Below are 23,321 nucleotides of genomic sequence, written 5' to 3'. Positions count from 1 at the left end.
TTTGCATTGCCCCCCGGTATCGGTACCGTCGGGGGCCAGCCGGGAAGTCGTCAGGTCGGGAGGTGTTTTCGTGCGGCCGCGGTTCACCGTCCTTGCCGCGCTAGCAACAGGTATCGGACTCGGCCTCGCCGGGTGCGGGCAGCAGCCCGCGGTGACTTCCCACGCCAGACAAGAAGGTCTCGCGACGGTCAGCGCGTCGGAGGCCGACCCCGCCTCCGCCTGGACGGAGGGGTACTGCGGCGCGGCGGGCGGCCTCGTCCGGACGCTGGCGACGCTGCCCAGCGTCGATCCGAGCACGCCACAACAGGCTTCCCGTACCTCCAGCGAACTGATGGCCTCGGTGGTCGAAGGGCTGGACCGGACCTCCGCCGCCTTGGCGAACCTCGGGCCTGCGCCGGTCGCGGGCGGTGACTCCGCGCGCACGTCCGCCGTCGCCCAGCTCGACGGCATCCGGGCCCGTGCCGACGACGTCCGCCACCGCCTCGACTCCTCAAGCGACCCCGAAGCGACGAAAACGGCGCTTCGCGACGCGAGGACGTCCCTCGACGAACTAGACCGCCTCGACCTCCTCAGGGGCCTTAACGACGTTCCTCAGCTCGCCGCGGCGAGCAGCCGGATTCCGAATTGTCAGGACTTGGTCAAACAACCTCGCTGAGTCACCGCCTCATCACTGGCCATGAGTCGAACTTGTGTTCTATTCTGTCCGGGTGGACGGGACGATCTCGCTCTTCTCGGCGGAGGCGAGCGGGCCGGGGCTCGCCGACCTCGCCGGAGTGCTGTGCGGGCCCGGGCGGATGACGGGCTTCGGGCGGACGGCCGCGCGGCTGTCCGCCGTGGTCGACGAGCCGTGGCGGGCGGGTGCCCTCGCCAGGGAATGCCGACGTCGCGGCGCGGAGGCGCAGGTCTCGGCCGCCGAATGTGGGCGGCCGCTCGTGAGAACGCCGTTCCGGGTCGATCTGCTGCCACTCGAGCAGCGCTGGAACCGTGGTGAAGAGAAGGTCCTGCCGGAGGGCTTCCGGCTCGATGGGGCCATGTTGAGGATGTGGGCCCTGGCGGCGGGCAGTCCCCAGGGCAACGGCTACCTGCTCGCGCTCGATCCGGAGGCGCCGGAGACGCACGAGCGGCTGATCACGGCGCTGGCCCAGCTGGGCGTGCCGGCGAAGGTGCAGAAAGGCGAAGAGGCGCTGCTGCGGGTCACCGGGCGGAGGAGGCTCGCGCACGTGCTGGAGCTGATCGGAGACGCGCCGGCGGGTGCCGAGCCCGCTTGGCCCAGTCTCGTGCCGGTGGTGCGCGCCGTCTGAAGCTCGTGAGGGGTAGGGACGGTTGGTCCCACGATGTCTTGGTGCCGCTGCCCGGCGGTTTCGCGTGCTTGGGCGGACGGCTCGCGTGACTGGGGAGACGACACGTGTGCTCGGGCGGCCGACACGTGTGTCTGGACGGCCGACACGTGTGTCTGGACGGACGACACGTGTGTCTGGATGGACGACTCTCGTGATCAGACGGGCGACACGTGTGCTTGGAGGGACGACACGCGTGCTTGGACGGACGACACGCGTGATTGGGGAGACGGCTCGCGGCGGAACCCGGGCGCGCGAGTGTCGTCCATCCAGTCACGCGTGTCGTCCGTCTGATCACGTGAGATGGCCGTCTGATCACGCGAACCGGCCGCCTGGTCACGCGAAACCGCCGGCTGGTCACGCGGCCGGCTGGGCGGCACAAAGGCCTCGTGAGTGGTTAGGGCGGTTAGAACCCGTCCTAGCCACTCACGAGGAGGGTGAGGTCAGGGTTTCGGAGCCCGGCAGTTCGGGTTCGAAAGGTCCAGTTCACTGTGCGAGAGACAGGAGGTCAGCTGGTAGGTCTGCTGCCCGTAGTTGATGCCCTTCCGCACGGTCACCTTCCCGGCCGCGTCGACCTCGCACGGGTTGTTCATCGTGCACCGCTGGCCGCTCTCGTTGCCGGTGTTGTTGACGCCGACGACCTTCCCCGTGGCGGTCTCGATGATCGGCGACCCCGAGGTCCCGCCGATCGTCTTGCACGCCGAGGTGTACCTGATCGAGTCCTTCCAGACCCAGTTCGCCTCACGCAGTTCGTGGACGAAGCCGTCGACGTTGCAGGAGTAGATCTTCTTCCAGTAACCCGACACCACGTCCATCGCGATACCCGCCGACGGACGGGTCGGCGAGAGCGTCAGCGGGGCGATACCGTAGGCCGACTTGATCTTGGCGTAGCTGGTGTCGAGCTGGTAGAGCGAGACGTCGGTGTCGGTCATCGTCGCGTAGAGCAGCTTCTTCGCCTTGAGCGTGCCGAGCGATGAGCGGCCGTCCTTGGACAGCAGGCTGAAGGTCCGCGTGGACGGCTTGTCGACGATTACTTCCCCGGGGTCCGGGAAACCTTCTTGCAGGCAATGCCCGTTTGAAAGGACGAGGGCCGGGTCGTCGAGGCTCGCCTCGGGCGGTTTGACCACCGACCCGGAGCAGTTCGACAACGCCACGGTTCCGGCGAAGGTGGTCGTGGCCGCGTGCGCCGGCGCGATGCCGACCAGGGCGGACGCGGTCAGCATGGCGAACAGTGTGCCGAGGAGTCGTCGGGTCACGTGGAGTCCTTTCGGGTCGGCGTGGACATCAAGTGAAGCGTTGGCGGGTGTGAGCCACCACCGTCGAACGGAGGGTGTTCGCCCCGTCACGCGGGACCCCAGGCGGACGTGTCCGACATCACGTGCTAGGTGTTGAAAGGAAACATCGACGAGGTCAGCGGCGATGCGCTGGACACACGATCGGCGGCGTGTTGCACCACCTAGCCGTGGTCCGGGCGGTGCGAGCGTGCACACTGACGGGTCGAGAGGCGGCGCGAAGGCGCCGAAGATGAGCGGAGAGCAGGACAGCGTGGCAGGAGCACGGACGAAGAAGACCGCGGCGTCGGACGACGGCGCGGGCCGTCGTCGGCTGGTGATCGTCGAGTCGCCGACCAAGGCCCGCAAGATCGCCCCGTACCTCGGCGGTAACTACGTCGTGGAGTCCTCCGTCGGACACATCCGCGACCTCCCTCGCGGCGCTGCCGACGTCCCCGCCCAGTACAAGGGCGAGTCGTGGGCGCGGCTGGGGGTCGACGTCGACAACGACTTCAAGGCGCTCTACGTCGTCACGCCGGACAAGAAGTCCAAGGTCACGGAGCTGAAGGGCCTGCTGAAGGACGTCGACGAGCTCTACCTCGCCACAGACCCCGACCGCGAGGGCGAAGCCATCGCGTGGCATCTGCTGGAGACCCTCAAGCCGAAGGTCCCGGTGCGCCGGATGGTCTTCCACGAGGTCACCGAGCAGGCGATCCGCGCCGCGGCCGACAGCACCCGCGAGCTCGACGGCGACCTGGTCGACGCGCAGGAGACCCGCCGCATCCTGGACCGGCTCTACGGCTACGAGGTCTCGCCCGTGCTGTGGAAGAAGGTCATGCCGAAGCTTTCGGCGGGCCGCGTGCAGTCCGTCGCGACCAGGATCGTGGTCGAGCGTGAGCGCGAGCGCATGCGCTTCACGTCGGCGTCGTACTGGGACATCTCCGCCACGATGGACGCGGGCGCCGACGCGTCGCCGCGCAACTTCCCGGCCAGGATGATCGCCGTCGACGGCGCGCGTCTGGCCACCGGCCGTGACTTCGGCTCGGACGGGCAGCTCAAGGCCTCGAACAACGAGATCCGCGTGCTGGCCGAGGCCGACGCGGTGCGACTGGCCGAGGCGCTGAAGAACCGCGATTTCAAGGTCGCGAGCGTCGAGGAGAAGCCGTACACGCGGAAGCCGTACGCCCCCTTCATGACCTCGACCCTGCAGCAGGAGGCGGGCCGCAAGCTCCGGTTCACCTCCGAGCGCACCATGCGGATCGCGCAGAAGCTGTACGAGAACGGGTACATCACCTATATGCGTACCGACTCCACGACGCTGTCGGAGTCGGCGATCTCGGCGGCGCGGAGCCAGGCGACGCAGCTGTACGGCAAGGAGTACGTCTCGCCGTCGCCGCGCCAGTACACCCGCAAGGTGAAGAACGCGCAGGAAGCCCACGAGGCGATCCGTCCTTCGGGTGAGGTCTTCCGCACGCCGGGCCAGGTCGCGAAGGATCTGGACACCGACGAGTACCGCCTCTACGAGATGATCTGGCAGCGCACGATCGCGTCGCAGATGGCGGACGCGAAGGGCACCACGATGTCGGTGCGCATCGTCGGCACCGCCACCAGCGGCGAGGAGGTCACCTTCGCCTCGTCGGGTCGCACGATCACCTTCGCCGGGTTCCTCAAGGCGTACGTCGAGGCCGTCGACACCGAGAGCGGTGGCGAGGCGGACGACAAGCAGAGCCGTCTCCCGCAGCTGGTCAAGGACCAGGCGCTGACCGCGACCGAGCTGAGCCCGGACGGGCACACCACGTCGCCGCCGGCGCGCTACTCGGAGCCGAGCCTGGTCAGCAAGCTCGAAGAGCTGGGCATCGGCCGCCCGTCGACGTACGCGTCGATCATCAAGACCATCCAGGATCGCGGCTACGTGTGGAAGAAGGGTTCCGCGCTGGTGCCGTCCTGGGTCGCGTTCGCCGTGATCGGCCTGATGGAGCGGCACTTCGAGCGGCTGGTCGACTACGACTTCACCGCCGGTATGGAGGACGAGCTCGACCGCATCGCCGCCGGTGACGAGCACCGCACGCAGTGGCTGTCGAAGTTCTACTTCGGTGGCGACATGGGCGTCGACGGTTCGGTCGGCCGTCTCGGCGGGCTGAAGAAGCTGGTCGGCTCGGGTGTCGAGGACATCGACGCCCGCGAGATCAACTCGATCCCCCTGTTCACCGACGCCGACGGGCACACCGTCGTCGTGCGGGTCGGCCGCTACGGCCCGTACCTCGAGCGCGAAGTCGACGGGACGTCGCAGCGGGCGAACCTGCCCGAGGACCTGCCGCCGGACGAGCTGACCAAGGAGATCGCGGAGAAGCTGTTCGCGACGCCGCAGGAAGGCCGCGTTCTCGGCAAGGACCCGGTCAGCGGACACGAGATCGTGGCGAAGGAAGGCCGCTTCGGCCCGTACGTCACCGAGCTCCTGCCCGAGCCGGAGCCGCTTCCCGAAGGCGCGACGGCCGCGCAGAAGAAGGCCGCCAAGGCGAAGCAGCCGAAGCCGCGGACGGGCTCGCTGTTCAAGTCGATGTCGATCGAGACGATGACCCTCGAAGACGCGCTGAAGCTGCTCTCGCTGCCGCGCGTGGTCGGCAAGGACCCGGAATCCGGTGACGAGATCACCGCGCAGAACGGGCGCTACGGGCCGTACCTGAAGAAGGGCACGGACTCGCGTTCGCTCACGACCGAGGACCAGCTGTTCTCGATCACGCTCGAAGAGGCGCTGAAGATCTACTCGGAGCCGAAGCAGCGTGGCCGGTCCGCGACCGCGAAGCCGCCGCTCAAGGAACTGGGCGACGACCCGGTGTCCGGCAAGCCGATGGTGGTCAAGGACGGCCGCTTCGGTCCGTACGTGACCGATGGCGAGTACAACGCGACGCTGCGAAAGTCGGACAGCATCGAGGAGCTGACCGCCGAGCGCGCCGCCGAGCTGCTCGCGGAGAAGCGTGCGAAGGGTCCGGCGCCCAAGCGCAAGGCTCCGGCGCGGAAGACGGCGGCGTCGAAGACAACGGCCACCAAGACGACCGCGGCCAAGAAGACCGCCACGACCAAGACGGCGGCTACCAAGGCCACGGCGACCAAGACAGCGGCGAAGAAGCCTTCGACGCGCTCGACGGCCACGAAGACGAAGTAGCTCCCTGAGCGCGCTATGAACGGGCCGTTCCTTGCAGATTTCGCAGGGAACGGCCCGTTCATCGCACGCGGGGACGCTCGTCAGGAGCGAAGGCCCGCCCAGAAGCCGCACCGGTGATCGGCCGCGTGAGCGACCGGCCGGATCGCGTCCGGCGCGAGCGACAGCACGACATCGCGATCCCAGCGGGGTGATCCGGACGCGTTCGGATCACCTGTGCGCATGAACGTGGTCCAGTACGTGATCATCTGCTCCGAAAGGCGTCGCTGCGCCGGATCCAGCGACTTCTCGACTCCGCTGAGCTCGAACAGGTAGACCAGATCCAGGGCGTGCGCCGCGCCGTGCGGGAGGCCGGGCGCCTCGATCCGGTTCACGTCGGGAGCGTTCTTGTCGTCGAATTCGTAGGCGTACAACGGAGTTCGCCGCGAGAGCAGCCTGTTCCCCTCGGCCGTCGGACAGGCCCACGAACGGTCGGTGGTGACCGTCGCCCACGCCATGGCGGGTGATTCGTAGTCCCGCGACGGATACTTCGCCGCCACCTCGTCCGCGCGTTCGCCGAAGGCGTTGCGCAGAAACTCCTGATAGCGCTCCTCGGTGATCGGTTTGTGCTGGGCGACGCCCGCGATGAACGACCTCATCTCGTCGTGCGTGCCGCCCGAAAGCACCGGCACCCGGTGGAAAGCGCCCCGCCGCACGGCTTTCGCGGGGTCGAGCGGGAGCAGCGGGGTGCCGTAGGTCAGGTGATTGGCGAAGGACTGGTGGTCCTTCAGCAACTCCGCGGCCGGGAGACGACGCAGGCAGCCGAGCGCGTCCGGGCCCTCGCAGCCGTGGCTTTCGGCCACCGCCGCGCCGTCGGCTTCGGTCTTGGCGAGCGGCGAGTACGGGGTCTGCGCGGGCTGATTCGGGATGAGACCGCCGGGAGGCCAGTCCAGCAGGCAGGAGCCGGACATGATCGCGGCCTTGTGGAACAGGCCTGCCGCGGCGGGCGAGGTGAGCAGCGCGCAGGTGCTCATCCCGCCCGCGGACTGTCCGGCCAGTGTCACGTTCCGCGGGTCGCCGCCGAACGCGGCGATGTTGCGCTGGGTCCAGCGCAGCGCGGAAAGCTGGTCCATGAGCCCGAAATCGCCGGAACCCACGAGGCCGGGAAGGCCGAAGTAGCCGAAGACGCCGAGCCGGTAGTTCGTCGTCACCACGACGACGTCGCCCTGATCCGCCAGCCGTTGCGCGCCGTAGAGGCTCCCCGCGTCCATCGTGTAACCGCCGCCGTGCAGCCAGACGAGCACCGGCAGGCGACGGCTCCCCGCGTCACGCGGCACGGTGACGTTCAGGAAGAGACAGTCCTCGGCGCTGTCAGGCAGATACTGGGTGCAGGCGGGGCCGGGTTTCGTGGCGTCGGCGACGTCCTTCCACGTTTCCGGCGGGCGCGGCGGCTTCCAGCGGTCCTCGCCGACGGGTGGCGCGGCGAACCTGATCCCGTTGAACGTCCTGGTCGCCCCGGATTCCACGCCGCGGACCTGGCCGGTGTCGGTGCGCACGACGAGCGGGTCCGCGGGGGCGACGATCGTGAGAAGGCCGGTGACGATGGCCAGCACGAGATGCATGAGCGGTCCTTTCAGGAGGCCGCGAGGCGGCGCCACAGCCCGACGCGGCGGAAATAGAGGTGTTGCAGAACCTGCACGGCGACGAACGTGACGCCGTACAGCGCGGTGCCGAGGGCGGGAACGGAGTCCACCGGCAGCGTGTACGCCAGCAGGACGCGCCCGGCGGCGTCGGCGATCAGGGCGACGCCCCACAGGACGGTCGCGACCCGCCAAGCCCGCCGGAACCACTCGTGCCGTGGCCACAGCTCGTTCCATTCGCGGGCGCGCAGGGTGTCGGCGAATCGGCTCTTCGCGACCATCGAGCGGGCCATGCCGTACGCGAGCGGCCTGGAGAACAGCAGCGAAACGAGGAATCCGGCGCCGATCACCCCGGTGACCCAGCCCGCCTTCGCCAGCATGAACCGCGGGCTGCCGGTGACGAAGGAGAAGCCGGCGCTGACCGCGAAGATCGTCAGCACGAAGATCGCGAGCGTGTCGATCTTCCGCCACCGGATCGCCCGGTAGAGGACGAAGAGCACGGTCGGCAGGGCGCAGAGGGCGAGCGCGAACAGCGCGCCGACGCCGAAGCCGCGAAGTACGTAGTACCCGGCGACGGGCACGACGACCTCGAGCAGCACCACACCCCACTGCCGGATCACGGGATCATTGCCTTCGGGTCGCGAGATCGAAGAGGGTCACCAGTTCGGCCGCGTAGGCGGTGAGGTCCGGCTCCGGTGTGCCGGCGAGCAGGAACACCGGGCCCTCCACCGAACGCCGGATCGTCGTCGCCATCACGTGGACGTCGAACTCGCGGAACTCGCCCGACTCCTGGCCCCAGCGCAGGATGCGTTCGACCGGTTCCAGCGCCGCCCGCTCGTTCGCGGGGTCGTAGTCGAGGGCGCCGCCGAGGAAGATGTTCAGCAACGCGCGCATCCGGGTCGGCTGCGCGGCGGCGAATTCGAGGTTCGCCTCCAGATACGTCCGCAGTGCCTCGCTCGCGGACGCGGGCTCGCTCATCCGCTCGGCCATGAACGCGCCGATCTCGCGGAAGACGTCTTCGAGGACCGTGCGGACGAGTTCCTCCTTGTTCGCGAAGTGGTACGAGATGAGCCCGGTGCTCGACAGCTTCGCCTGTTTCGCGATCCGGGCGAACGACGCGCGGGTGTAGCCGAGCTCGGCGATCGTCTCGATGGCCGCGGCCACGATCTGTGCGCGTCTCGCACTCTCGGTGAACGTCTTCGCTTTTGCTTGCATGAGCAAAAAATAGCTCAGTCGAGCAAAACTGTCGACCGGAAACCGCTCGCCGACCGCTCGCCGAACGACCTCACCCGTTCGAACAAAAGTTCTAAAAATTGTCGGTACCAGGGTGTTCAATGGTCAGGTGAGCATTTCAACGACCGCTGTCTTCGACGTCATCGACGAGGTCATCGCCCCGCTGGCCGCCGAGGTTCCGGAGCGTCCCTCGGTGATGGAGTTCTACGACCCGGAGCTCGCCGTGCCGCCGGTGCTGGCCGACGAGGAGCCGACTCCAGGGCTCACCCTGGCCGAGGAGGTGGAGCAGTACACGCGGTTCGTGAGCGGGATGGCGACCATCGGGCTGGCCCCCGGCGGTGAGGTCACGCCCGAGGCCGTCGGGCTGTATCGCGCGCTGCGCGGCGGGTTCATCCGCGGCGTGGTGACCGGCGTGTTCCCGTCGCGCGCGGAGCCGTGGGAGGTGCGGTTCTTCGGCGACGAGGACTACACGACGGTGCTGAACAAGCTCGGCAAGCGGGCGCGGCTGCGGTCCGGTTTCCTCAGCGCGCTGCCGGGCTGGGTGTTCGACGGGCTGCCCGACCATCCGCCCGGCACCGGCGAGACCGTCCGCATCGAGACGGACGCCGGCGGGCTGATCCCGGTGCGGGCGCGTGATGCCGTCGAGGTGATCCGCGAGGGTGCTTCGCGGCCGCGGCACGGCACGGTCCTCGTCGATCTCGCGGTGCGGAACGCCATCCTCGCCGAGTACCCGCACGGCGCGTTCGGCCTGGTGGACAACGACCTCGGCCGGTACCAGTTCAGCGCGGCGATGGACGCCGACGGCCGCTGGACGCTCACCTGGGGCCCGGCCAGCCGGTCGACGGCCGAGCAATGGATCGTGAAGGCGGTGCAGAACCATGCGTGAACCGGCGACCGTGAAGGAACTGATGAGGCGCGCCGCCGAGCCGGTGCTGCGCGCCGTGCCCGAGCGGCGGAGCGTGTACCTGGGCTACGACCCGGAGATCACCGACGACGAGATCCGCCGTCTGTGCCCGTCCTACGACGGACCGGCGGATCTCGTCACCCAGGCCGAGCGGTACGCGGCCAAGGCGGCGATGCTCGAAGAGGCCGGGCTGATGGAGAACGGCGAGATCCATCCGGCCGCGGTCCGGATGCACGGCGTGATGCTGCGGGGTTCGGTGCGAGGCGTCCTCACCGGCGTCTTCGCGTCCGCGCCCCGTTCGGTGCGCGTCGACTGCTACGGCGACGGGCAGCAGGCGGTCGTCTGGCGGATGAGGTCGGGGCGGCGGACCACGTTCAGCCTGAGCGATTTCGGTGAGCTGGGCGCCCGCGTCTTCGGCGGGCTCCCGCACGTCCCCGCCGGTGAGACCGAGCCGATGCGCATCAGGATCGACGAGCACGGCGTGCCGTTGCCCGGCCAGGACGAGGAGGTCGGACTGGTCGCCGACACGCTGAGCCGTCCGCGGACGGGCACGGCGATCCTCGACCTGGTCGCCTTCGGCGGGCTGAACGCCGAGTACCCGGACTACGGCTTCGTGATCGTCGACAACGATCTGGGGAGGTTCGTGTTGTACGCCGCCCCTTCCGAAGGGTGGCTGATGTTCGGTGGAATGGACCGCCGGGCACTGGCGGGCTGGCTGCACGAGGCGGTGGACATGAGCCGTACATAGTGCCGCTGGCGCCTCGATGAACGACTGGGGAGGGCGGGCATGGACCTGGACCGGCGCGCGGCCGACGCGTGGTTCCGGCGGCGAGGGCTGCCGATGGTCATCCACCGGCGGAGGCGTGGGGCGGCCATGTTGCGCCGGTCCACGCCAGGGCTGGTGTTCCTGTGCCTGCTCGACCTGCTCCTCGCCGGGCTGCTGAAGCTGCTCGACGTCCCCGAGGATGTGCTCGCGGCCAGGATGCGCAGCAGCGGCGTCGGTTACGTCCTCGGCGTGCTGGCGCTGACGTTCGCCGTGGTCGTGGTGCCGGTGATCGCCGGCCGCCTGATGGCGAAGCTGCTCCGCGCGCTCAGCCGCACCAGGGTCCGGTTGGCCGTCATGGCGGTGACGATCGGCTTCTGGTTGTTCGTGCTGCCGGTCGGCGAGCGGCTCACCGGGCTGGTGGCCTGGGACAACCCGCTGTGGGTCGCCGTGCTCGCCAACCTCGCCGCGCTGGGCGTGCTGATGCTGCTGGTGCGGATCGGCGTCGGTTCGATCCTGACCTGGGCGGCACGGAGCGCGGTCGCGCAGGTCAGAGCCATCGGAACGCTGGCTTCACGGGCGCTGCCGCTGCTCCTGCTGGTGGTGATGTTCAGCTTCTTCACCGCCGAGTTGTGGCAAGCGGTGGAACGGCTGACGCCCGGCCGGTTGTGGCTGGTGGCCGGTTTTCTCGTGCTGATCGGCGCGGTGTTCCTGGCGTCGATGCTGTCCGACGAGATCAAGGAGCTGAAGTCCTGGACCGTGGAACCCGGGGCGGCCGTCCTGCGCGGCACGCCGTTCGACGACGACACGCCTCCGCCGGAACGGCGCGCCCTGACGAAGACCGAGCGGCTGAACATCGCCTTGGTGCTGTTCTTCGCGCAAGCGGTGCAGATCGTGGCGTTCGGGGTGCTGGTGTTCGCCTTCTTCGTCGTGTTCGGGGTGCTGATCCTCACCCCCGAGGTCGTCACCGAGTTCGCCGGCCGTGAATCGGCGCCCGGAACACTGTTGGGTGTCCCCCTTCCGGTCAGTTCCGCGCTCGTCAACGTCTCCGTCTTCCTCGCCGTCTTCTCCGGTCTGTATTTCGCCGCATCGACCGCGACGGATGCCCGGTACCGGCGTTCTTTCTTCGAACCTTTGCTGGAGGATGTGAAGATCAGCCTCGCGGCGCGTGACATTTATCTGGCCCATTGGGCGGATGTGCGGCGGGCCGAGGTGGTTACCCTGGAAGCAGAGGACATTCCGTAGTGAGGTGGTCACCATGAGCGGGAAGGGCGAGACTCCCTTCTTCGATGCCCCCGACTTCGTGAAAGGCGATGGCACTCAGGCAGATCCTCCAGGCGACAGGTTCGCCGACCCACTGTCCGGGCTGGTCACGACGGCCCCGGCGTCCCCTCCGGCGGGAGCCGACGAGGTCCACGTGCAGGTGCCGGGACCGGTGCAGCCCGACCCCGAAGTCGTGAGCCGGATGGTCAACGCGGCCATGCTCGCGGACGAGCGGCCCGCCGAAAACCCGGGCCCCGAGCAGACCGCCGCGCAGCCGCCCGCCAGGGTCGTCAGCACGGTCGGTGAGCAGGGCGCTGCGCCGATCGGGATCCTGCCCCAGCAGCGCACCTGGCCGTCGAGGCCTTCCCAGCTGATCCGTCCGCCCCGGCGGGTGAAGCAGGAAGAGCCGGTCGATGTCGACGAAGAGGCCGAAGTCGAAGTGCGGCGGGCAAAGCGCTCCATGCAGATGCCGCGGCTCGGTAAACCGTCGTCGAACACGGCAGGCGTCATGATCGCGATCGCCCTCATGATCATCTTCGCGATCCTGGCCATCCAGCTGCTGGCCAGCCTGTTCAACAGCATCGCGGGGATCTTCGGGTAACCCGTCCGGCGGATAGCGCCGGACGGGGCCGTCCATCCAGACGTCACCCATCGGGATACCCTGGCCCTACGGTCGGGGTACCCGGTGTTGACCCGGGTCGCACCCCGGCGCCGCGTGACTAGTGGGGTGGGCGTATCAGCGAGGGCGTGCGGTCGGTGCCCGAAGCGGGCACGGGTGATTCGGCGGGGCGTGACGCTTCCACCATGCACCGGGTGCGGCGGGTGCTGGCGATCAAGCCGTTCCGCCGGATCTGGGGTGTCTCCTACCTGTGCAGCGTCGCGGACTGGCTGAACCTCCTGACGCTGACCGGTCTGGTCACCAAGCTGACCGACAACTACGCCGCGCAGAACTTCGCGTTCGTCGGGGTCGTGCTGACCTCGCTGCTGCCGGGGCTGCTGTTCGCCCCGCTCGGCGGGCTGCTCGCCGACCGGTTCGACCGGCGCAAGGTGATGGTGCTCTGCGACCTCGGCCGGTGCGGGTTCCTGCTGTCGATCGCGTTCGTCGGCACGCCGTGGTGGGTGTTCGTCGGCAACTTCCTGGTCGGCTGCTGCTCGATGATGTGGATCCCGTCGAAGGACGCGGCGGTGCCGAACCTGCTGCGCCGTCCGGACCAGGTCGAGACGGCCAACCAGCTCGGCATGGTGATGACCTACGGCCTCGCGGTGATCACCGCGGCCGGGGCGAACGCCGTGCTCACCGGTAGCAACACGACGTTCCACTTCTTCCAGGGCGACGCCCAGCTCGGTATCGCCAAGGTCGCCGTCGTCATCACCGGCCTGCTGTACCTGACCAGCGCGATCGTGATCGCGACCCGCATTCCCGAGCTGTCGCTGCGCAACGTCCACGCGGTCGAGAAGCCCAAGGTCAAGGCCGCCGACGAGGAGAAGTTCGGCTTCCGGCAGATGATCGCCGACGGCGCCCGCTTCGTGCGGACGACACCGCTGGTCCGCGGGCTGATGATCGGCGCGTTCGGCGCCTTCGCCGCCGGTGGCGCGGTGATCGGTTCGGCCAAGCCGTACTCGTCCAGCCTGCTCGCCGGTGACGCGGCGTTCAACCTGCTCGTGCTCGCCGTCTTCCTCGGGCTCGCCACCGGGATGGCGGTGGCCCCGAAGCTCGCGCGGCGGCTCGCGCACGACCGGCTGTTCGGGATCTCGATCGTCGCCGCGGGCCTCTGCCTCGTCGTCGTCGCGTTGTCGCCGCATCTCGCCGTTTCGCTGGTCGCGGTCGCCGCGGTCGGGGTCTGGGCCGGAACGGCGTTCCTGACCGGTGTCACGATCATCGGTTCGCGGATCGAGGACTCCATCCGCGGCCGGATCAACGCGATCTACCAGTCGCTGATGAAGATCGTGCTGTTCGGCTCGACGGTGCTCGTGCCCGTGCTGATCAGCCTGGTGCAGCCGACCGCGATCTCCGTGTGGGGGAGCACGATCACGATCGACGGGACGCGGCCGGTGATGATCGGCGGCGGTGTCCTCGCGCTGCTCGCCGGCATCTTCGCGTACCGGCAGATGGACGACCGGCGGGCGGAGCCGATCCTCGCCGATCTCCGCAACGCCTTGCGCCGCAGTCCGCGTCGCGTGAACGGGCTGCTGATCGCGCTGGAGGGGACGCGGGCGATCAACACCGAGACGCAGGCGGCGCGGCTGGCCGAATGGCTGCGCGCGGGTACGCGTCCGGTCGTGCTGGCCGCGGACCCGGCGCTGGACGATCAGCGGCTCGCGAAACTCGTCTCCGGTGCTTCGCTGTCCGGTGCGCGGGCGCAGGCGCTGGCCGCCGCCGCGGTGCGGGCGGACATCGTCGAACGGGACATCCAGCCGGCGCTCGACGCCGGGTCCGTCGTGGTGATGGAACGGTTCGTGGACTCGCCGCTGGCGCATCTGTCCGCGGTCGCCGGGCTGGACAGCCAGGAGCTCGAAGGGCTCGCCGACTGGGCGACCGGCCGGTTGCGGCCCGACATCACCATCCTGCTCGACGCCGATCCCGGCACGGTGATGCGGAAGTCCGCGTCGCTGGACGCGCAGTGGCGGGTGCAGCATCTGCTCACGGAGATGGCCGCCGCCGACCCGGACCGGTATGTCGTGGTCGACGCCGAAGGCACCGAGGACGAGGTGAGCGACCGGGTGCGGACCGCGATCCGAGCGGTGCTCGTCGGCAGGCTCGCCGGGCTCGCGCCGTCGGAGGAAAAGGTCGAGGTGAAATGACGGAAGCCCCTGCGCTGATCGGTGTCTGGAAGCAGCTCGTCGGCCAGGAGCCCGCCGCGCGCACGCTTTCCACGGCGTCGGCCGCGGCCACGCGGATCGTCGAGAACCAGCCTGTCGCGCCCGGCGCGATGACCCACGCCTGGCTGATCACCGGTCCGCCGGGGTCGGGGCGCTCGACGGCTGCGCGGGTCTTCGCGGCGGCGTTGCAGTGCAGCACCGGCACCGGCTGCGGCGAATGCCCCGGCTGCCGCACCGTGCTGGCCGGGACGCACGCGGACGTCAAACTCGTCGTGCCTGAAGGCCTTTCGATCTCCGTCGCGGAAATGCGTTCGCTGGTGCAGGCCGCCGCCCGCCGCCCGACCACCGGGAAGTGGCAGGTGGTGATCATCGAGGACTCCGACAGGCTGACCGAAGGCGCGTCGAACGCGTTGCTGAAGGCCGTCGAGGAGCCGCCGGACCGGACGGTGTTCCTGTTGTGCGCGCCGTCGGATCACCCGGACGACGTGTCGGTGACGATCCGCTCGCGGTGCCGTCTGGTCACGCTGCGGACGCCGCCGCCGGAGGCGATCGCGCAGGTGCTCATGGAGCGGGACGGCATCGATCCCGAACGCGCGCGGTGGGCCGCGTCCGTCTCAAGTGGACATGTCGGCCGTGCGCGGCGGCTCGCCACCGACGAGGCGGCCCGGCAGCGGCGGGCGACCGTGCTGCGGATCCCGCTCGGCCTGCGGCGTCCGTCCGATGTGTTCACCTGCGCCGATCAGCTGATCAGTGCCGCGGAGGCCGACGCGGGCGAGGAGAGCAAGGTCCGCGACGAGGCCGAGCGTTCCGAACTCCGCACCGCGATGGGCGGCGACGGCATCGGAAAGGGCGTCGCCGGGGCGAAACGAGCCGCCGAGGCCGCCGTGAAGCAGCTCGAGAAGCGCCAGAAGTCCCGTGCGACCCGAACCCAGCGGGACACTCTCGACCTCGCGCTGGTGGACCTGGCCGCGTTCTACCGGGACGTGCTGGTGACCGCGAGCGGCGCGGGCGCGACGCTGAACCACCCCGACCACGCTTCGGAAATCGCGCAGGCCGCCTCCGCCTGGGCGCCGGACTCGATCCTGCGGCGGCTCGAAGCCGTCCTGGAATGCCGCGAGGCCATCGACCTGAACGTGAAGCCGAGGATCGCCGTCGAAGCCATGGTCACCACCCTGCGCCAAGGCTGATCGGCGCTTCACTCACCACCCCAGCCCCCCGCCCGTCCCAGGGGGGCGACCCCGAGTCCAGTCTACCGGGGGTGGAGGGGGAAAAGGGCTGGTCGCGGGAGTTGTCCACAGGTGGGGATGGTTGTGGACAACTGCTGTGGGTAAGTGAAGGCGGTTCGGGTTCGGATCGCGATGGCGGCCGTTAACGCCGAGTGGGGGGTGTGTGGAAATAGGGACATTCAACGTCTCTATTTCCACACACCGTGTGGGTTTCAGGTCGTCCAACGCACTGAAATCCACACAGTCACTGCACGGCGAAAGGGGCCCTCGCCGCAAGGCGAAGGCCCCTGAAGACGAACGGTCCTTCCACGCCGGTGCAAAGCGTGAAAGGACCGTTCATCACCCTCCTCGCCCCGTCTAGTCCTCCGAGTCCAGGGAGCGCGGACGCGGCGAAGGTTTGAACCCAGGCGAGTTCTTCGCGATCGGGACAACCGCGAGCCGCCGCCGTCCCGGCATGGCCGCCACGAGCACCACGCCGATCAGCAGCATCGCCGTACCCGTCCAGAACATCGGCACCGTGTCGTAGGCCGCGTTGGTGTAGGCCAGGTTCTTGACCGGCCCCTTCGGCGCCGCACCACCGTTGTTGCCGGCGGGAGGTGCCTGAGCCGTGCCGCATTCGACACCGCCTGCCGGAGCGTGCGCCCGGGCGATCTGCTCGCCGAGCGAGATCTGCGCCAGTGACGACGGCAGGTTCTTCGCGGCCTCCGGCGGCAGCGCCTTCTGGAGCGCGGTCGTCGGGAGGATCTGGAGGTCCAGCAGCCGCGCCGAGGCACCCAGCTGGAAGCCCTTGAACGGCGACGTCGTGTCGCTCGACTTCTGGTTCAACCCGGCGATCGACAGCTTCAGCACCCCGAGGTCGAGCGTGAGCCCGTTGCCGGCCTCGCCGCCCGGGAGGTGCTTGGTGGCACCGTCCATCATCTCGGCGAGCCCGCCGATGACCGGCACGTTCTTCAGCTGCTCGAAGCCGGGGGTCTGCTTGAGCGACGGCAGCGGGATCCCGATCGGGATGTCCTTGGTCGGGTTCTTCGCGTCGAGGGTGAACAGCACCTTGTCGCCGCGGACGATCTGCAGCACCGGCGCGGTGTACTCGACTTTTGACGTCTTCTTGTCACCGGTCGAGGTGACCCGCAGCGTCGGCTGGCTGGCGACCTTGATCGTCAGGCCGAGCGGCGTGCCCTTCAGCAGCTCGATGTTGGCCGCCTGCAGAGTCGACGTCGACTCGACCGCCTTGTTCTTCGAGCCGGGGATGTCGACCAGCCGCACGACCGAACGCGACGACAGCGTGTTCGGCAGGCTCAGCACGGCGCCCTTGCCGTCGGCGTTGGTGCTGGTACCCGAAAGCAGCCCGCCGAGGTTCGCCAGCGGGCCGAGCGCGGACAGGCCCGCCTTGAGCTGGTCCGAAGCCTGGGTCAGCTGGTCGGCGCCCGGGATGTTCGGGATGGTCGGCAGCAGCGCGAGGTTCGCGATCGACGTGCTCGAGTCGGCGATCGTGCCGACGCACGGTCCGAGCGTCGGGCTCCAGCGCGCGTGCGCCTCGCCGTTGAGCAGGCCGAGGTTGAACAGCGGGTTCGTCGGCGCGTTGAGGCCGCCGCTGATCGGCTTCGGGTTGTCCGGCAGGGCCGTCTGCACGAGGCTGCCCGGCGTCTGCGGCGCGTTGCCCGCGGCGGACAGGCCGAACGGCGACGACTGCGCGATCGCCTTCTCATAGCTCAGGTAGGCCTCGGAGTTGGCCTGCGCGCTGGAGAGACCCATCCCGGCCTCGAGCGCGGACTGCTTCGGCAGCAGCTTGTCCGCCCCGGGCAGGATCGCGCTCGTCGGCACCGCGTTCGGCAGCAGCCGCAGCACGCCCAGCGCCGCTCCCGCGTCACCGACCGCCTTCCCGAGCGGCTGGGGGCCGATCGGCGCCGACATCGGCGGCTGTCCCGGATTGGCCGGATCGGGGATCGGCGTGGTCGGGATGTCCTGGGCGATCGCCGGGGCCGCGGTCAGCAGAAGCAGGGCCGCGGCGGCCGGAAGTGCCAGCACACGGGGCAGTCGTTGCCGCATGAACAGGTCCTCCAGTGGGGATGGGCCGATCTTGGGGGACTGAGACCGGCGTCATAGGACCTTAACGACGGTGGCCCCGGAAGGTGACGTTCAAGCCTCCGCTACACTTGTCCCCGTCATCGGGTGCGAGCCCGATGTCCGCCGCCTTAGCTCAGTCGGCCAGAGCGATTCACTCGTAATGAATAGGTCAGGGGTTCGATTCCCCTAGGCGGCTCCGCAGGTCAGGGCCTCATTCGGAACTCTCCGGATGAGGCCCTGACTCGTTTCCGGCCCGGCGGAGAGCTCGCGCCGGAAGTTCACCCGTTGGTGTCACCCCTTGAGGAACATCCGCGACAGCGAAGTGCCCACTCCGGTGAGGTGGCCGACGAGCGCGTCCGCGTCCGCGTCGAGCAGCCCGGAGCGCCACGCGAGCATGATCTCCACGAAGCCGCCGATGCCCAGCAGGACGTTCACCCGGAACTCCAGCCCGTCCACGTCCGGCTTCAGATGCGGTCGCGCGAGCTCGATCAGCAGGCCGGTGGTCTCCTGGACGGTCTGCCGCCGCAGTTGCTCCAGCACCGCGCTGCCCGCGTGGTCGCCGAACAGGATCTGCGCGCGGGCGGGCTCCTCTTGCACGTGGTGCACGACGACGTCGACAGCGGCGCGGAGCTGGTCCAGGGCGGGTCGCTCGATGTGGGCGGCGACGGCGTCGAGGACCATCCGCAGGGTTTCGTCGCGGACCTGTTCCCAAGCGGTGGCGAGCAGCGCGTCGCGGTTGGCGAAGCTCTCGTAGAAGTACCGGTCGGTCAGGTTCGCCCGCGCGCAGACACCCCGCATGGTGACCGCCGCCCAGCCCTGTTCCTGCCAGATGTCGAGTGCGGCGCCGAGGAGGGCGAGCCGTCGTTCGGCGCGGCGTTCGTCGGCGGTCTTGCCGCTGTAGCGGCGGGACGCGGTCACCTGCCCATCTTGACAGCAGGTGCCCTCAGATTCATTCTGAGGGCATGCGACCGCAGAATGGCCTGCGAACCGGTTTGGCCGCCGCGCTGACGTCCGTTTTCGTGCGGCCGATCGCCAACGCGATCCCGGCCAACCGCGCGGGTGTGGCGTTCTCCCGTGCCTTCATCGCGAGCAGCCTGTGGCTGGCCTCGCCGCCGTTGAAGGGGAGCCGCGTCGAGCCGGGTATCCGCGGCGAGTGGGTTCGCGCGCCCGAGGTGACCGAAGGCAACGCCGTGGTCCTCTACCTCCACGGCAGCGGGTACGCGCTCTGCTCGGCGCGCACGCACCGCGGGCTGACCACACGGGTTTCCGCCGGCACCGGCCTGCCGGTTTTCGCCTGCGAGTACCGGCTCGCGCCGCGGCATCGGTTCCCGAGCGCCGCCGACGACGTCCGCGCCGCCTACGACCGGCTGCTCGACCAGGGATATCGGCGGATCCTCGTCGCGGGCGACTCCGCGGGCGGGCATCTCGCGGTCGACCTCGCCGCCCAGCTGCTGCGGGAACGAAAAGACCCGCCTGCCGCGCTGGCCCTCTTCTCGCCGCTGTTCGACGTGACGTTTTCGCTGGCCGCCCAGCGAGAACGCATGAGCCCGGACCCGATGATCTCCGCCGCCGCGGCCGCGCGCCTGGTCGGTCTGTACACAGTGGACGCAGACCTCGATTCGGCGCGGCTTCGGTTCGCCTTCGACGACATCAAGGGCTTCCCGCCGACGATCATCCAGGCGGGTGGGCTGGAAATGCTCGCCGCGGACGCCATCGAACTGGCCAGGGCCCTGCGCCGCGCGGGGGCCGACTGCGAACTCGAAGTGGTCCCCGGCCAGATGCACGTCTTCCAGGCATTGACCCGCTTCATCCCCGAAGCGGCACCGGCGATGGAGCGGGCTTGCCGCTTCCTCACCGGCAATCTTCCGGCGATCGTGAGGGCGGCATGACGAAACGGACCCACGGAGCACACGCCGTCGTCACAGGCGCGGGCAGCGGGATCGGCAGGGCGATCGCGGCCGAGCTCGTCCGGCGCGGCAGTCGCGTCGTCTGCGCGGACATCGATCTCGAAGCCGCCGATGAAACCGCGAAGATGCTCAAGGACGCGGTCGCCATCGCCTGTGACGTGTCCGATGTGGACGAAGTCGCGGACTTGGCGAACCAGGCACGCTCCTGGTTCGGCCGCGAGCCGGACCTCGTCGTCAACAACGCCGGGATCGGCGCGGGCGGCAAGCTCGTCGGGGAGAGCCCGCTGTCCGATTGGCGGCGCACGCTCGGCGTGAACCTGTGGGGCGTGATCCACGGCTGCCACACCTTCGTCCCGGCCATGCGGGCGGCGAAGGCGGGCGGCGTCATCAACGTCGCTTCGGCGGCCGGCTTCACCGCCGCGCCGAAGATGGCCGCGTACAACGTGAGCAAGGCGGGCGTCGTCAGCCTTTCCGAAACGCTGGCGGCCGAACTGTCCGGCACCGGCGTCGCGGTCACCGTGCTGTGCCCGACTTTCGTCCGTACCAACATCTTCGGCGGCGAACTCATCGAAGACGGGGCTCGCGGGCTGGCCCAGCGGGTCTCCGACGTGGTCGGGTTCTCGCCGGAGCGCGTCGCCAGGATGACGCTCGACGCCCACGATCGCGGCCGCCTCTACGTCGTGCCGCAGCCCGACGCCCAGCTTCTGTGGCACGCCAAGCGTTTCGTGCCCGTCCCGTACACGCGGATCGCCGGTCTGCTCGGCCGGTTCCTGCCCGCCGAAAAGGAGAAGTGATGGCCTACGACTTCGCGGCGATGCTCCAGACGATCAAGGACAAGCAGTGGTCGCTGGCCGACATCGACTGGGACGCGCCCGGCGCCGAGACGATGACCGACGAGCTCCGCGCCAAGATGCGGCCGTTCATGGCCGATCTCGTGTGGATCGAGCACGTCGGCGCCCGCGGGTTCGCCTCGCTCGCCAAGAAGGCGCCGACGCCGGTGATCCAGGAGATCTACCGCTACTTCCACGCGGAGGAACAGAAACACGCCAACGCGGAGCTGGCGTTGATGAAACGCTGGGGCATGCTCGACGAGCACGGTTCGATGCCCGAGCCGAACATCAACGTCAAGCTCGCCATCAAGGTCCTCGACGACTACGGCGACACGCTCCCGCTGACGGCGCTGGCCACGCTCATCCCGCTGCTGGAATGCGCGCTGGACGGCGCACTGGTGAAGTTCCTGCTGGAAGAGGTCTCCGATCCGGTGTGCCATCAGGTTTTCCGGCATATCAACTCCGACGAGGCCCGGCACATCACGGCCGATTTCGAGGTCTTGGAACTGATCGGCGCCGGCTCCACGACCAAGCTCCTCACTGAATCCGTCGGCTCGCTCAAACCCCAGATCGTGCTCGGCCTGATCGTGGTGTTCGTCCCGCTGATCAACAAGATGCGGGACAACATCGTCGCGATGGGCCTGCCGGAGAAGAAGCTGTACAACGCCGTGAAACGGTTCTCCACCATCGGCGGGCGCGGCGAGTTCACCAAACGGATCCCGGCGTACCACGTGCTAAAGGCGCAGGCGGCCATGATCGTCGACCGTTCGCACTTCTATCACCGGCTGCTCGCCGACCCGATGGTGAAGATGACCCGCCTGATCCCCGCGCGGCTGCTGGGAAAGCCGCAGTCGTGGACCGAGGAGATCACGCACGAACCGGTCGCGTCATGAGCCTCGGCGAATTCCGGGGCGAGGTGCTGCGCGGCACCGAGTGGTTCGGGCACGACTTCTCCGGGCAGCGGGTGGCCGTGGTCGCGCCCGGTCGCGAGGCGGCGCAGATCGTGCCCGAGGTCGCGGCCACCGCGCGTGCGGTGAAGGTGTTCCAGGAAGAACCCGACTGGGTGGTCCCGATGCCGGTGCCCGGGCCGCACGCCCTCGGCATCGCCGTCGCCCGGGTTTTCCTGCGCTGGCAGGTGAAAGACCCGTGGATCCGCAGGCTCCTCACACCGGACCGGCGCTTCGGCTCGCGGCGGACGGCACCCGGCCTCGGCTACTACGGTGCGCTCCGAAGGCCCGGCTGCAAGCTCATCACCTGGCCGATCTACGCCTTCGCGCCTGACGGCATCCGCACCGCCGAAGGTATCGAGCACCAGGCGGACGTCGTCGTGCTCGGTGCGATTTCGCTGTTCGCCAAGGAAGGACTTCCCGTATGACGCCGGACCACGAGATCGCGATCATCGGCGGGGGTTTCTCCGGGATCGGCGCCGCGATCCTGCTTCACAAGGCGGGTTTCGAAGACTTCCTGATGCTGGAGGAGGGCGACGGTGTCGGCGGTGCCTGGCACTGGAACACCTATCCCGGCGTCGCCGTCGACATCCCGTCGTTCAGCTACCAGTTCTCGTTCGAGCAGATCTCCGGCTGGTCGCGCGTCTACGCGCCTGGCCGCGAGCTGAAGGCGTACGCCGACTACTGCGTCGACAAGTACGACATCCGCCGCCGCACCCGCCTCGGCAGCAAGGTCGTCTCCGCGGCCTTCGACGACGAAACGCACTTGTGGCGGCTGGAAACCGCCGACGGCTGGTCGATGACGGCACGATTCGTCGTCGGCGCCACCGGCGTGCTCACCCAGCCGAAACCGCCGGACATCGCCGGGATCGACGGTTTCCGGGGCACGGTCATGCACACCGCGCGCTGGGATCACTCCGTCGACCTGCGGGGCAAACGGGTCGCCGTCGTCGGCACCGGGGCCTCGGCCGTGCAGGTGATCCCGTCCATCGCGCCGGAGGCGGGCCACCTGACGGTGTTCCAGCGCACGCCGATCTGGTGCCTGCCCAAACCCGACGCCGTCCTGCCGCGGCCCGCCAGGCTCGCGCTGCGGCGGCTGCCGGGCGCGAAACTGGTGTCCCGGCTGGCCAGCCAGGCGCTCGTCGAGGTGACCTTCCCGCTGGCGGCCCATTTCCACAACCTCCTGCCGACCGCGGGCGCGGGGGAGCGGATCGGGCGCGCGCATCTGCGCCGCGCGGTGAAGGACCCGGTGACCCGGAAGAAGCTCACCCCGCGTTATGCCTTGGGCTGCAAGCGGCCGAGCTTCTCCAACGAGTACCTGCAGACGTTCAACCGGGACGACGTCACGCTGGAGACCACGGGCATCGACGCGATCACCGAATCCGGCGTGCGCACGGCCGACGGCACCGAGCATCCGGCCGACGTCCTGGTGCTGGCGACCGGGTTCAAGGTGTTCGAGAAGGGCAACATGCCGGCCTTCACCGTGCGCGGCGCGGGCGGCGCCGATCTGGAGAAGTTCTGGGCGGAGAACCGGTTCCAGGCCTATCAGGGCGTCAGCGTGCCGGGTTTCCCGAACTTCTTCACCATTCTCGGACCGTACGGCTACAACGGTTCCTCGTACTTCAACCTGATCGAGACGCAGACCGCGCACATCATCCGGTGTCTGCGCAACGCCCGGAAGACCGGCGCGACCCGCGTCGAGGTCACGAGCGAGGCGAACGACCGGTACTTCCGGAGCATGCTGGAGCGCCGCAAGCACCAGGTGTTCTTCCAGGACAGCTGCTCGCTGGCCAACAGCTACTACTTCGACGCGAACGGGGACGTGCCCTTCCGCGCCTCGCCCACCCTGGAAACCATGGTGACGAGCCGGTTCTTCGACCTCGACGACTACGCCTTCGCGGACGGCCGGTGAACACTGGCTGAAGTCCGCCGTCCCCCGCCGGGATGAGCCGTAGGTTCGATTCCCCGAACCTGGAG

20 protein-coding genes and 1 tRNA gene are annotated in these 23,321 nt (G+C 69.0%); 15 read left to right on the top strand and 6 right to left on the bottom strand.

Going from position 1 to position 23,321, the window contains the following annotated elements:
* Positions 1 to 70: 70 nt before the first annotated feature.
* Both H4W30_RS19020 and H4W30_RS19015 read left to right on the top strand, forming a co-directional pair.
* On the top strand, positions 71 to 655 hold the full coding sequence (locus tag H4W30_RS19020; RefSeq protein WP_192743986.1) for a hypothetical protein: 585 nt from the start codon (positions 71 to 73) through the stop codon (positions 653 to 655).
* A 34-nt stretch (positions 656 to 689) separates the two neighbouring features.
* Positions 690 to 1,301 carry a hypothetical protein gene (locus tag H4W30_RS19015; protein WP_126730099.1) on the top strand — a complete coding sequence of 204 codons (612 nt, stop codon included), beginning with the start codon at positions 690 to 692 and terminating at the stop codon, positions 1,299 to 1,301.
* Positions 1,302 to 1,780: 479 nt separating this feature from the next.
* Here H4W30_RS19015 and H4W30_RS19010 read toward each other — a convergent pair whose 3' ends face one another.
* Complete coding sequence (locus tag H4W30_RS19010) at positions 1,781 to 2,593, bottom strand: S1 family peptidase (RefSeq protein WP_192743985.1); 813 nt, start codon at positions 2,591 to 2,593, stop codon at positions 1,781 to 1,783.
* Between the two features lie 268 nt (positions 2,594 to 2,861).
* Between H4W30_RS19010 and topA the strand changes: the two genes are divergently transcribed.
* Positions 2,862 to 5,771, top strand: a complete 2,910-nt coding sequence (topA, locus tag H4W30_RS19005; RefSeq protein WP_192743984.1) for a type I DNA topoisomerase — start codon at positions 2,862 to 2,864, stop codon at positions 5,769 to 5,771.
* A gap of 80 nt (positions 5,772 to 5,851) precedes the next feature.
* Here the strand turns inward: topA and H4W30_RS19000 are convergent, their stop codons facing one another.
* From H4W30_RS19000 to H4W30_RS18990, 3 genes are read right to left on the bottom strand one after another with little or no spacing between them, the layout of a single operon-like run.
* Positions 5,852 to 7,369 carry a carboxylesterase/lipase family protein gene (locus H4W30_RS19000; RefSeq protein ID WP_192743983.1) on the bottom strand — a complete coding sequence of 506 codons (1,518 nt, stop codon included), beginning with the start codon at positions 7,367 to 7,369 and terminating at the stop codon, positions 5,852 to 5,854.
* Between the two features lie 11 nt (positions 7,370 to 7,380).
* Entirely contained in the window at positions 7,381 to 8,007 is a 627-nt protein-coding gene (locus H4W30_RS18995; protein WP_192743982.1) for a VC0807 family protein, read from the bottom strand.
* Positions 8,008 to 8,011: 4 nt separating this feature from the next.
* Positions 8,012 to 8,602 carry a TetR/AcrR family transcriptional regulator gene (locus H4W30_RS18990; protein ID WP_225949383.1) on the bottom strand — a complete coding sequence of 197 codons (591 nt, stop codon included), beginning with the start codon at positions 8,600 to 8,602 and terminating at the stop codon, positions 8,012 to 8,014.
* 112 nt (positions 8,603 to 8,714) lie between these two features.
* Here H4W30_RS18990 and H4W30_RS18985 point away from each other — a divergent pair, with 112 nt between their 5' ends.
* The 6 genes from H4W30_RS18985 (at position 8,715) to H4W30_RS18960 (ending at position 15,557) form a co-directional block, all read left to right on the top strand.
* Entirely contained in the window at positions 8,715 to 9,506 is a 792-nt protein-coding gene (locus H4W30_RS18985) for an ESX secretion-associated protein EspG (protein ID WP_192743981.1), read from the top strand.
* Positions 9,499 to 10,272, top strand: coding sequence for an ESX secretion-associated protein EspG (locus H4W30_RS18980; RefSeq protein ID WP_126730107.1), 774 nt, complete (start codon positions 9,499 to 9,501; stop codon positions 10,270 to 10,272). Before H4W30_RS18985 ends, H4W30_RS18980 begins: the two co-directional genes overlap by 8 nt.
* 39 nt (positions 10,273 to 10,311) lie before the next feature.
* Complete coding sequence (locus H4W30_RS18975; protein ID WP_192743980.1) at positions 10,312 to 11,532, top strand: hypothetical protein; 1,221 nt, start codon at positions 10,312 to 10,314, stop codon at positions 11,530 to 11,532.
* Positions 11,533 to 11,536: 4 nt separating this feature from the next.
* Positions 11,537 to 12,151, top strand: coding sequence for a hypothetical protein (locus tag H4W30_RS18970; protein WP_192743979.1), 615 nt, complete (start codon positions 11,537 to 11,539; stop codon positions 12,149 to 12,151).
* Positions 12,152 to 12,297: 146 nt separating this feature from the next.
* The gene (locus H4W30_RS18965; RefSeq protein WP_192743978.1) at positions 12,298 to 14,352 is read left to right on the top strand and encodes a bifunctional MFS transporter/dTMP kinase; all 2,055 of its coding nucleotides are present in this window, start codon (positions 12,298 to 12,300) and stop codon (positions 14,350 to 14,352) included.
* Positions 14,349 to 15,557, top strand: coding sequence for a DNA polymerase III subunit delta' (locus H4W30_RS18960; protein ID WP_192743977.1), 1,209 nt, complete (start codon positions 14,349 to 14,351; stop codon positions 15,555 to 15,557). Before H4W30_RS18965 ends, H4W30_RS18960 begins: the two co-directional genes overlap by 4 nt.
* 396 nt (positions 15,558 to 15,953) lie before the next feature.
* On the opposite strand, the gene H4W30_RS18955 is transcribed toward H4W30_RS18960, so the two are convergent.
* Positions 15,954 to 17,642: a hypothetical protein gene (locus tag H4W30_RS18955; RefSeq protein WP_192743976.1), complete on the bottom strand. Its 1,689-nt coding sequence runs from the start codon at positions 17,640 to 17,642 to the stop codon at positions 15,954 to 15,956.
* Positions 17,643 to 17,782: 140 nt separating this feature from the next.
* Here H4W30_RS18955 and H4W30_RS18950 point away from each other — a divergent pair.
* Positions 17,783 to 17,856, top strand: a tRNA-Thr gene (locus H4W30_RS18950).
* Between the two features lie 95 nt (positions 17,857 to 17,951).
* Here the strand turns inward: H4W30_RS18950 and H4W30_RS18945 are convergent.
* Complete coding sequence (locus H4W30_RS18945; protein ID WP_192743975.1) at positions 17,952 to 18,578, bottom strand: TetR/AcrR family transcriptional regulator; 627 nt, start codon at positions 18,576 to 18,578, stop codon at positions 17,952 to 17,954.
* A 44-nt stretch (positions 18,579 to 18,622) separates the two neighbouring features.
* Between H4W30_RS18945 and H4W30_RS18940 the strand changes: the two genes are divergently transcribed.
* Genes H4W30_RS18940 through H4W30_RS18920 form a run of 5 tightly spaced genes read left to right on the top strand, consistent with a single transcriptional unit; the run spans position 18,623 to position 23,256 of the window.
* Complete coding sequence (locus H4W30_RS18940; RefSeq protein ID WP_225949381.1) at positions 18,623 to 19,549, top strand: alpha/beta hydrolase; 927 nt, start codon at positions 18,623 to 18,625, stop codon at positions 19,547 to 19,549.
* The gene (locus tag H4W30_RS18935) at positions 19,546 to 20,361 is read left to right on the top strand and encodes an SDR family NAD(P)-dependent oxidoreductase (RefSeq protein ID WP_192743974.1); all 816 of its coding nucleotides are present in this window, start codon (positions 19,546 to 19,548) and stop codon (positions 20,359 to 20,361) included. Before H4W30_RS18940 ends, H4W30_RS18935 begins: the two co-directional genes overlap by 4 nt.
* A complete protein-coding gene (locus H4W30_RS18930; protein WP_192743973.1) occupies positions 20,361 to 21,290 on the top strand; it encodes a ferritin-like domain-containing protein in 930 nt (309 codons plus the stop codon). Before H4W30_RS18935 ends, H4W30_RS18930 begins: the two co-directional genes overlap by 1 nt.
* Positions 21,287 to 21,772 carry an NAD(P)/FAD-dependent oxidoreductase gene (locus tag H4W30_RS18925; RefSeq protein WP_192743972.1) on the top strand — a complete coding sequence of 162 codons (486 nt, stop codon included), beginning with the start codon at positions 21,287 to 21,289 and terminating at the stop codon, positions 21,770 to 21,772. Before H4W30_RS18930 ends, H4W30_RS18925 begins: the two co-directional genes overlap by 4 nt.
* Positions 21,769 to 23,256: a flavin-containing monooxygenase gene (locus H4W30_RS18920; RefSeq protein WP_192743971.1), complete on the top strand. Its 1,488-nt coding sequence runs from the start codon at positions 21,769 to 21,771 to the stop codon at positions 23,254 to 23,256. The genes H4W30_RS18925 and H4W30_RS18920 overlap by 4 nt, the downstream gene beginning before the upstream one ends.
* Positions 23,257 to 23,321 lie beyond the last annotated feature (65 nt).

This window comes from Amycolatopsis roodepoortensis, from assembly GCF_014873915.1.
Classification (GTDB): domain Bacteria; phylum Actinomycetota; class Actinomycetes; order Mycobacteriales; family Pseudonocardiaceae; genus Amycolatopsis; species Amycolatopsis roodepoortensis.
Note: the sequence above shows the minus strand (reverse complement) of the source record. Positions and strands in the feature narration are given on the sequence as shown.

Bases quoted from the DNA above. Each gene is read 5' to 3' on its own strand.
- H4W30_RS18980 (WP_126730107.1), top strand. From the start codon at position 9,499: ATGCGTGAACCGGCGACCGTGAAGGAACTGATGAGGCGCGCCGCCGAG.
- H4W30_RS18990 (WP_225949383.1), bottom strand. From the start codon at position 8,602: ATGCAAGCAAAAGCGAAGACGTTCACCGAGAGTGCGAGACGCGCACAG.
- H4W30_RS18930 (WP_192743973.1), top strand. From the start codon at position 20,361: ATGGCCTACGACTTCGCGGCGATGCTCCAGACGATCAAGGACAAGCAG.
- H4W30_RS18955 (WP_192743976.1), bottom strand. From the start codon at position 17,642: ATGCGGCAACGACTGCCCCGTGTGCTGGCACTTCCGGCCGCCGCGGCC.
- H4W30_RS18940 (WP_225949381.1), top strand. From the start codon at position 18,623: ATGCGACCGCAGAATGGCCTGCGAACCGGTTTGGCCGCCGCGCTGACG.
- H4W30_RS18925 (WP_192743972.1), top strand. From the start codon at position 21,287: ATGAGCCTCGGCGAATTCCGGGGCGAGGTGCTGCGCGGCACCGAGTGG.
- H4W30_RS18920 (WP_192743971.1), top strand. From the start codon at position 21,769: ATGACGCCGGACCACGAGATCGCGATCATCGGCGGGGGTTTCTCCGGG.
- H4W30_RS18935 (WP_192743974.1), top strand. From the start codon at position 19,546: ATGACGAAACGGACCCACGGAGCACACGCCGTCGTCACAGGCGCGGGC.
- topA (WP_192743984.1), top strand. From the start codon at position 2,862: ATGAGCGGAGAGCAGGACAGCGTGGCAGGAGCACGGACGAAGAAGACC.
- H4W30_RS18960 (WP_192743977.1), top strand. From the start codon at position 14,349: ATGACGGAAGCCCCTGCGCTGATCGGTGTCTGGAAGCAGCTCGTCGGC.
- H4W30_RS19000 (WP_192743983.1), bottom strand. From the start codon at position 7,369: ATGCATCTCGTGCTGGCCATCGTCACCGGCCTTCTCACGATCGTCGCC.
- H4W30_RS18975 (WP_192743980.1), top strand. From the start codon at position 10,312: ATGGACCTGGACCGGCGCGCGGCCGACGCGTGGTTCCGGCGGCGAGGG.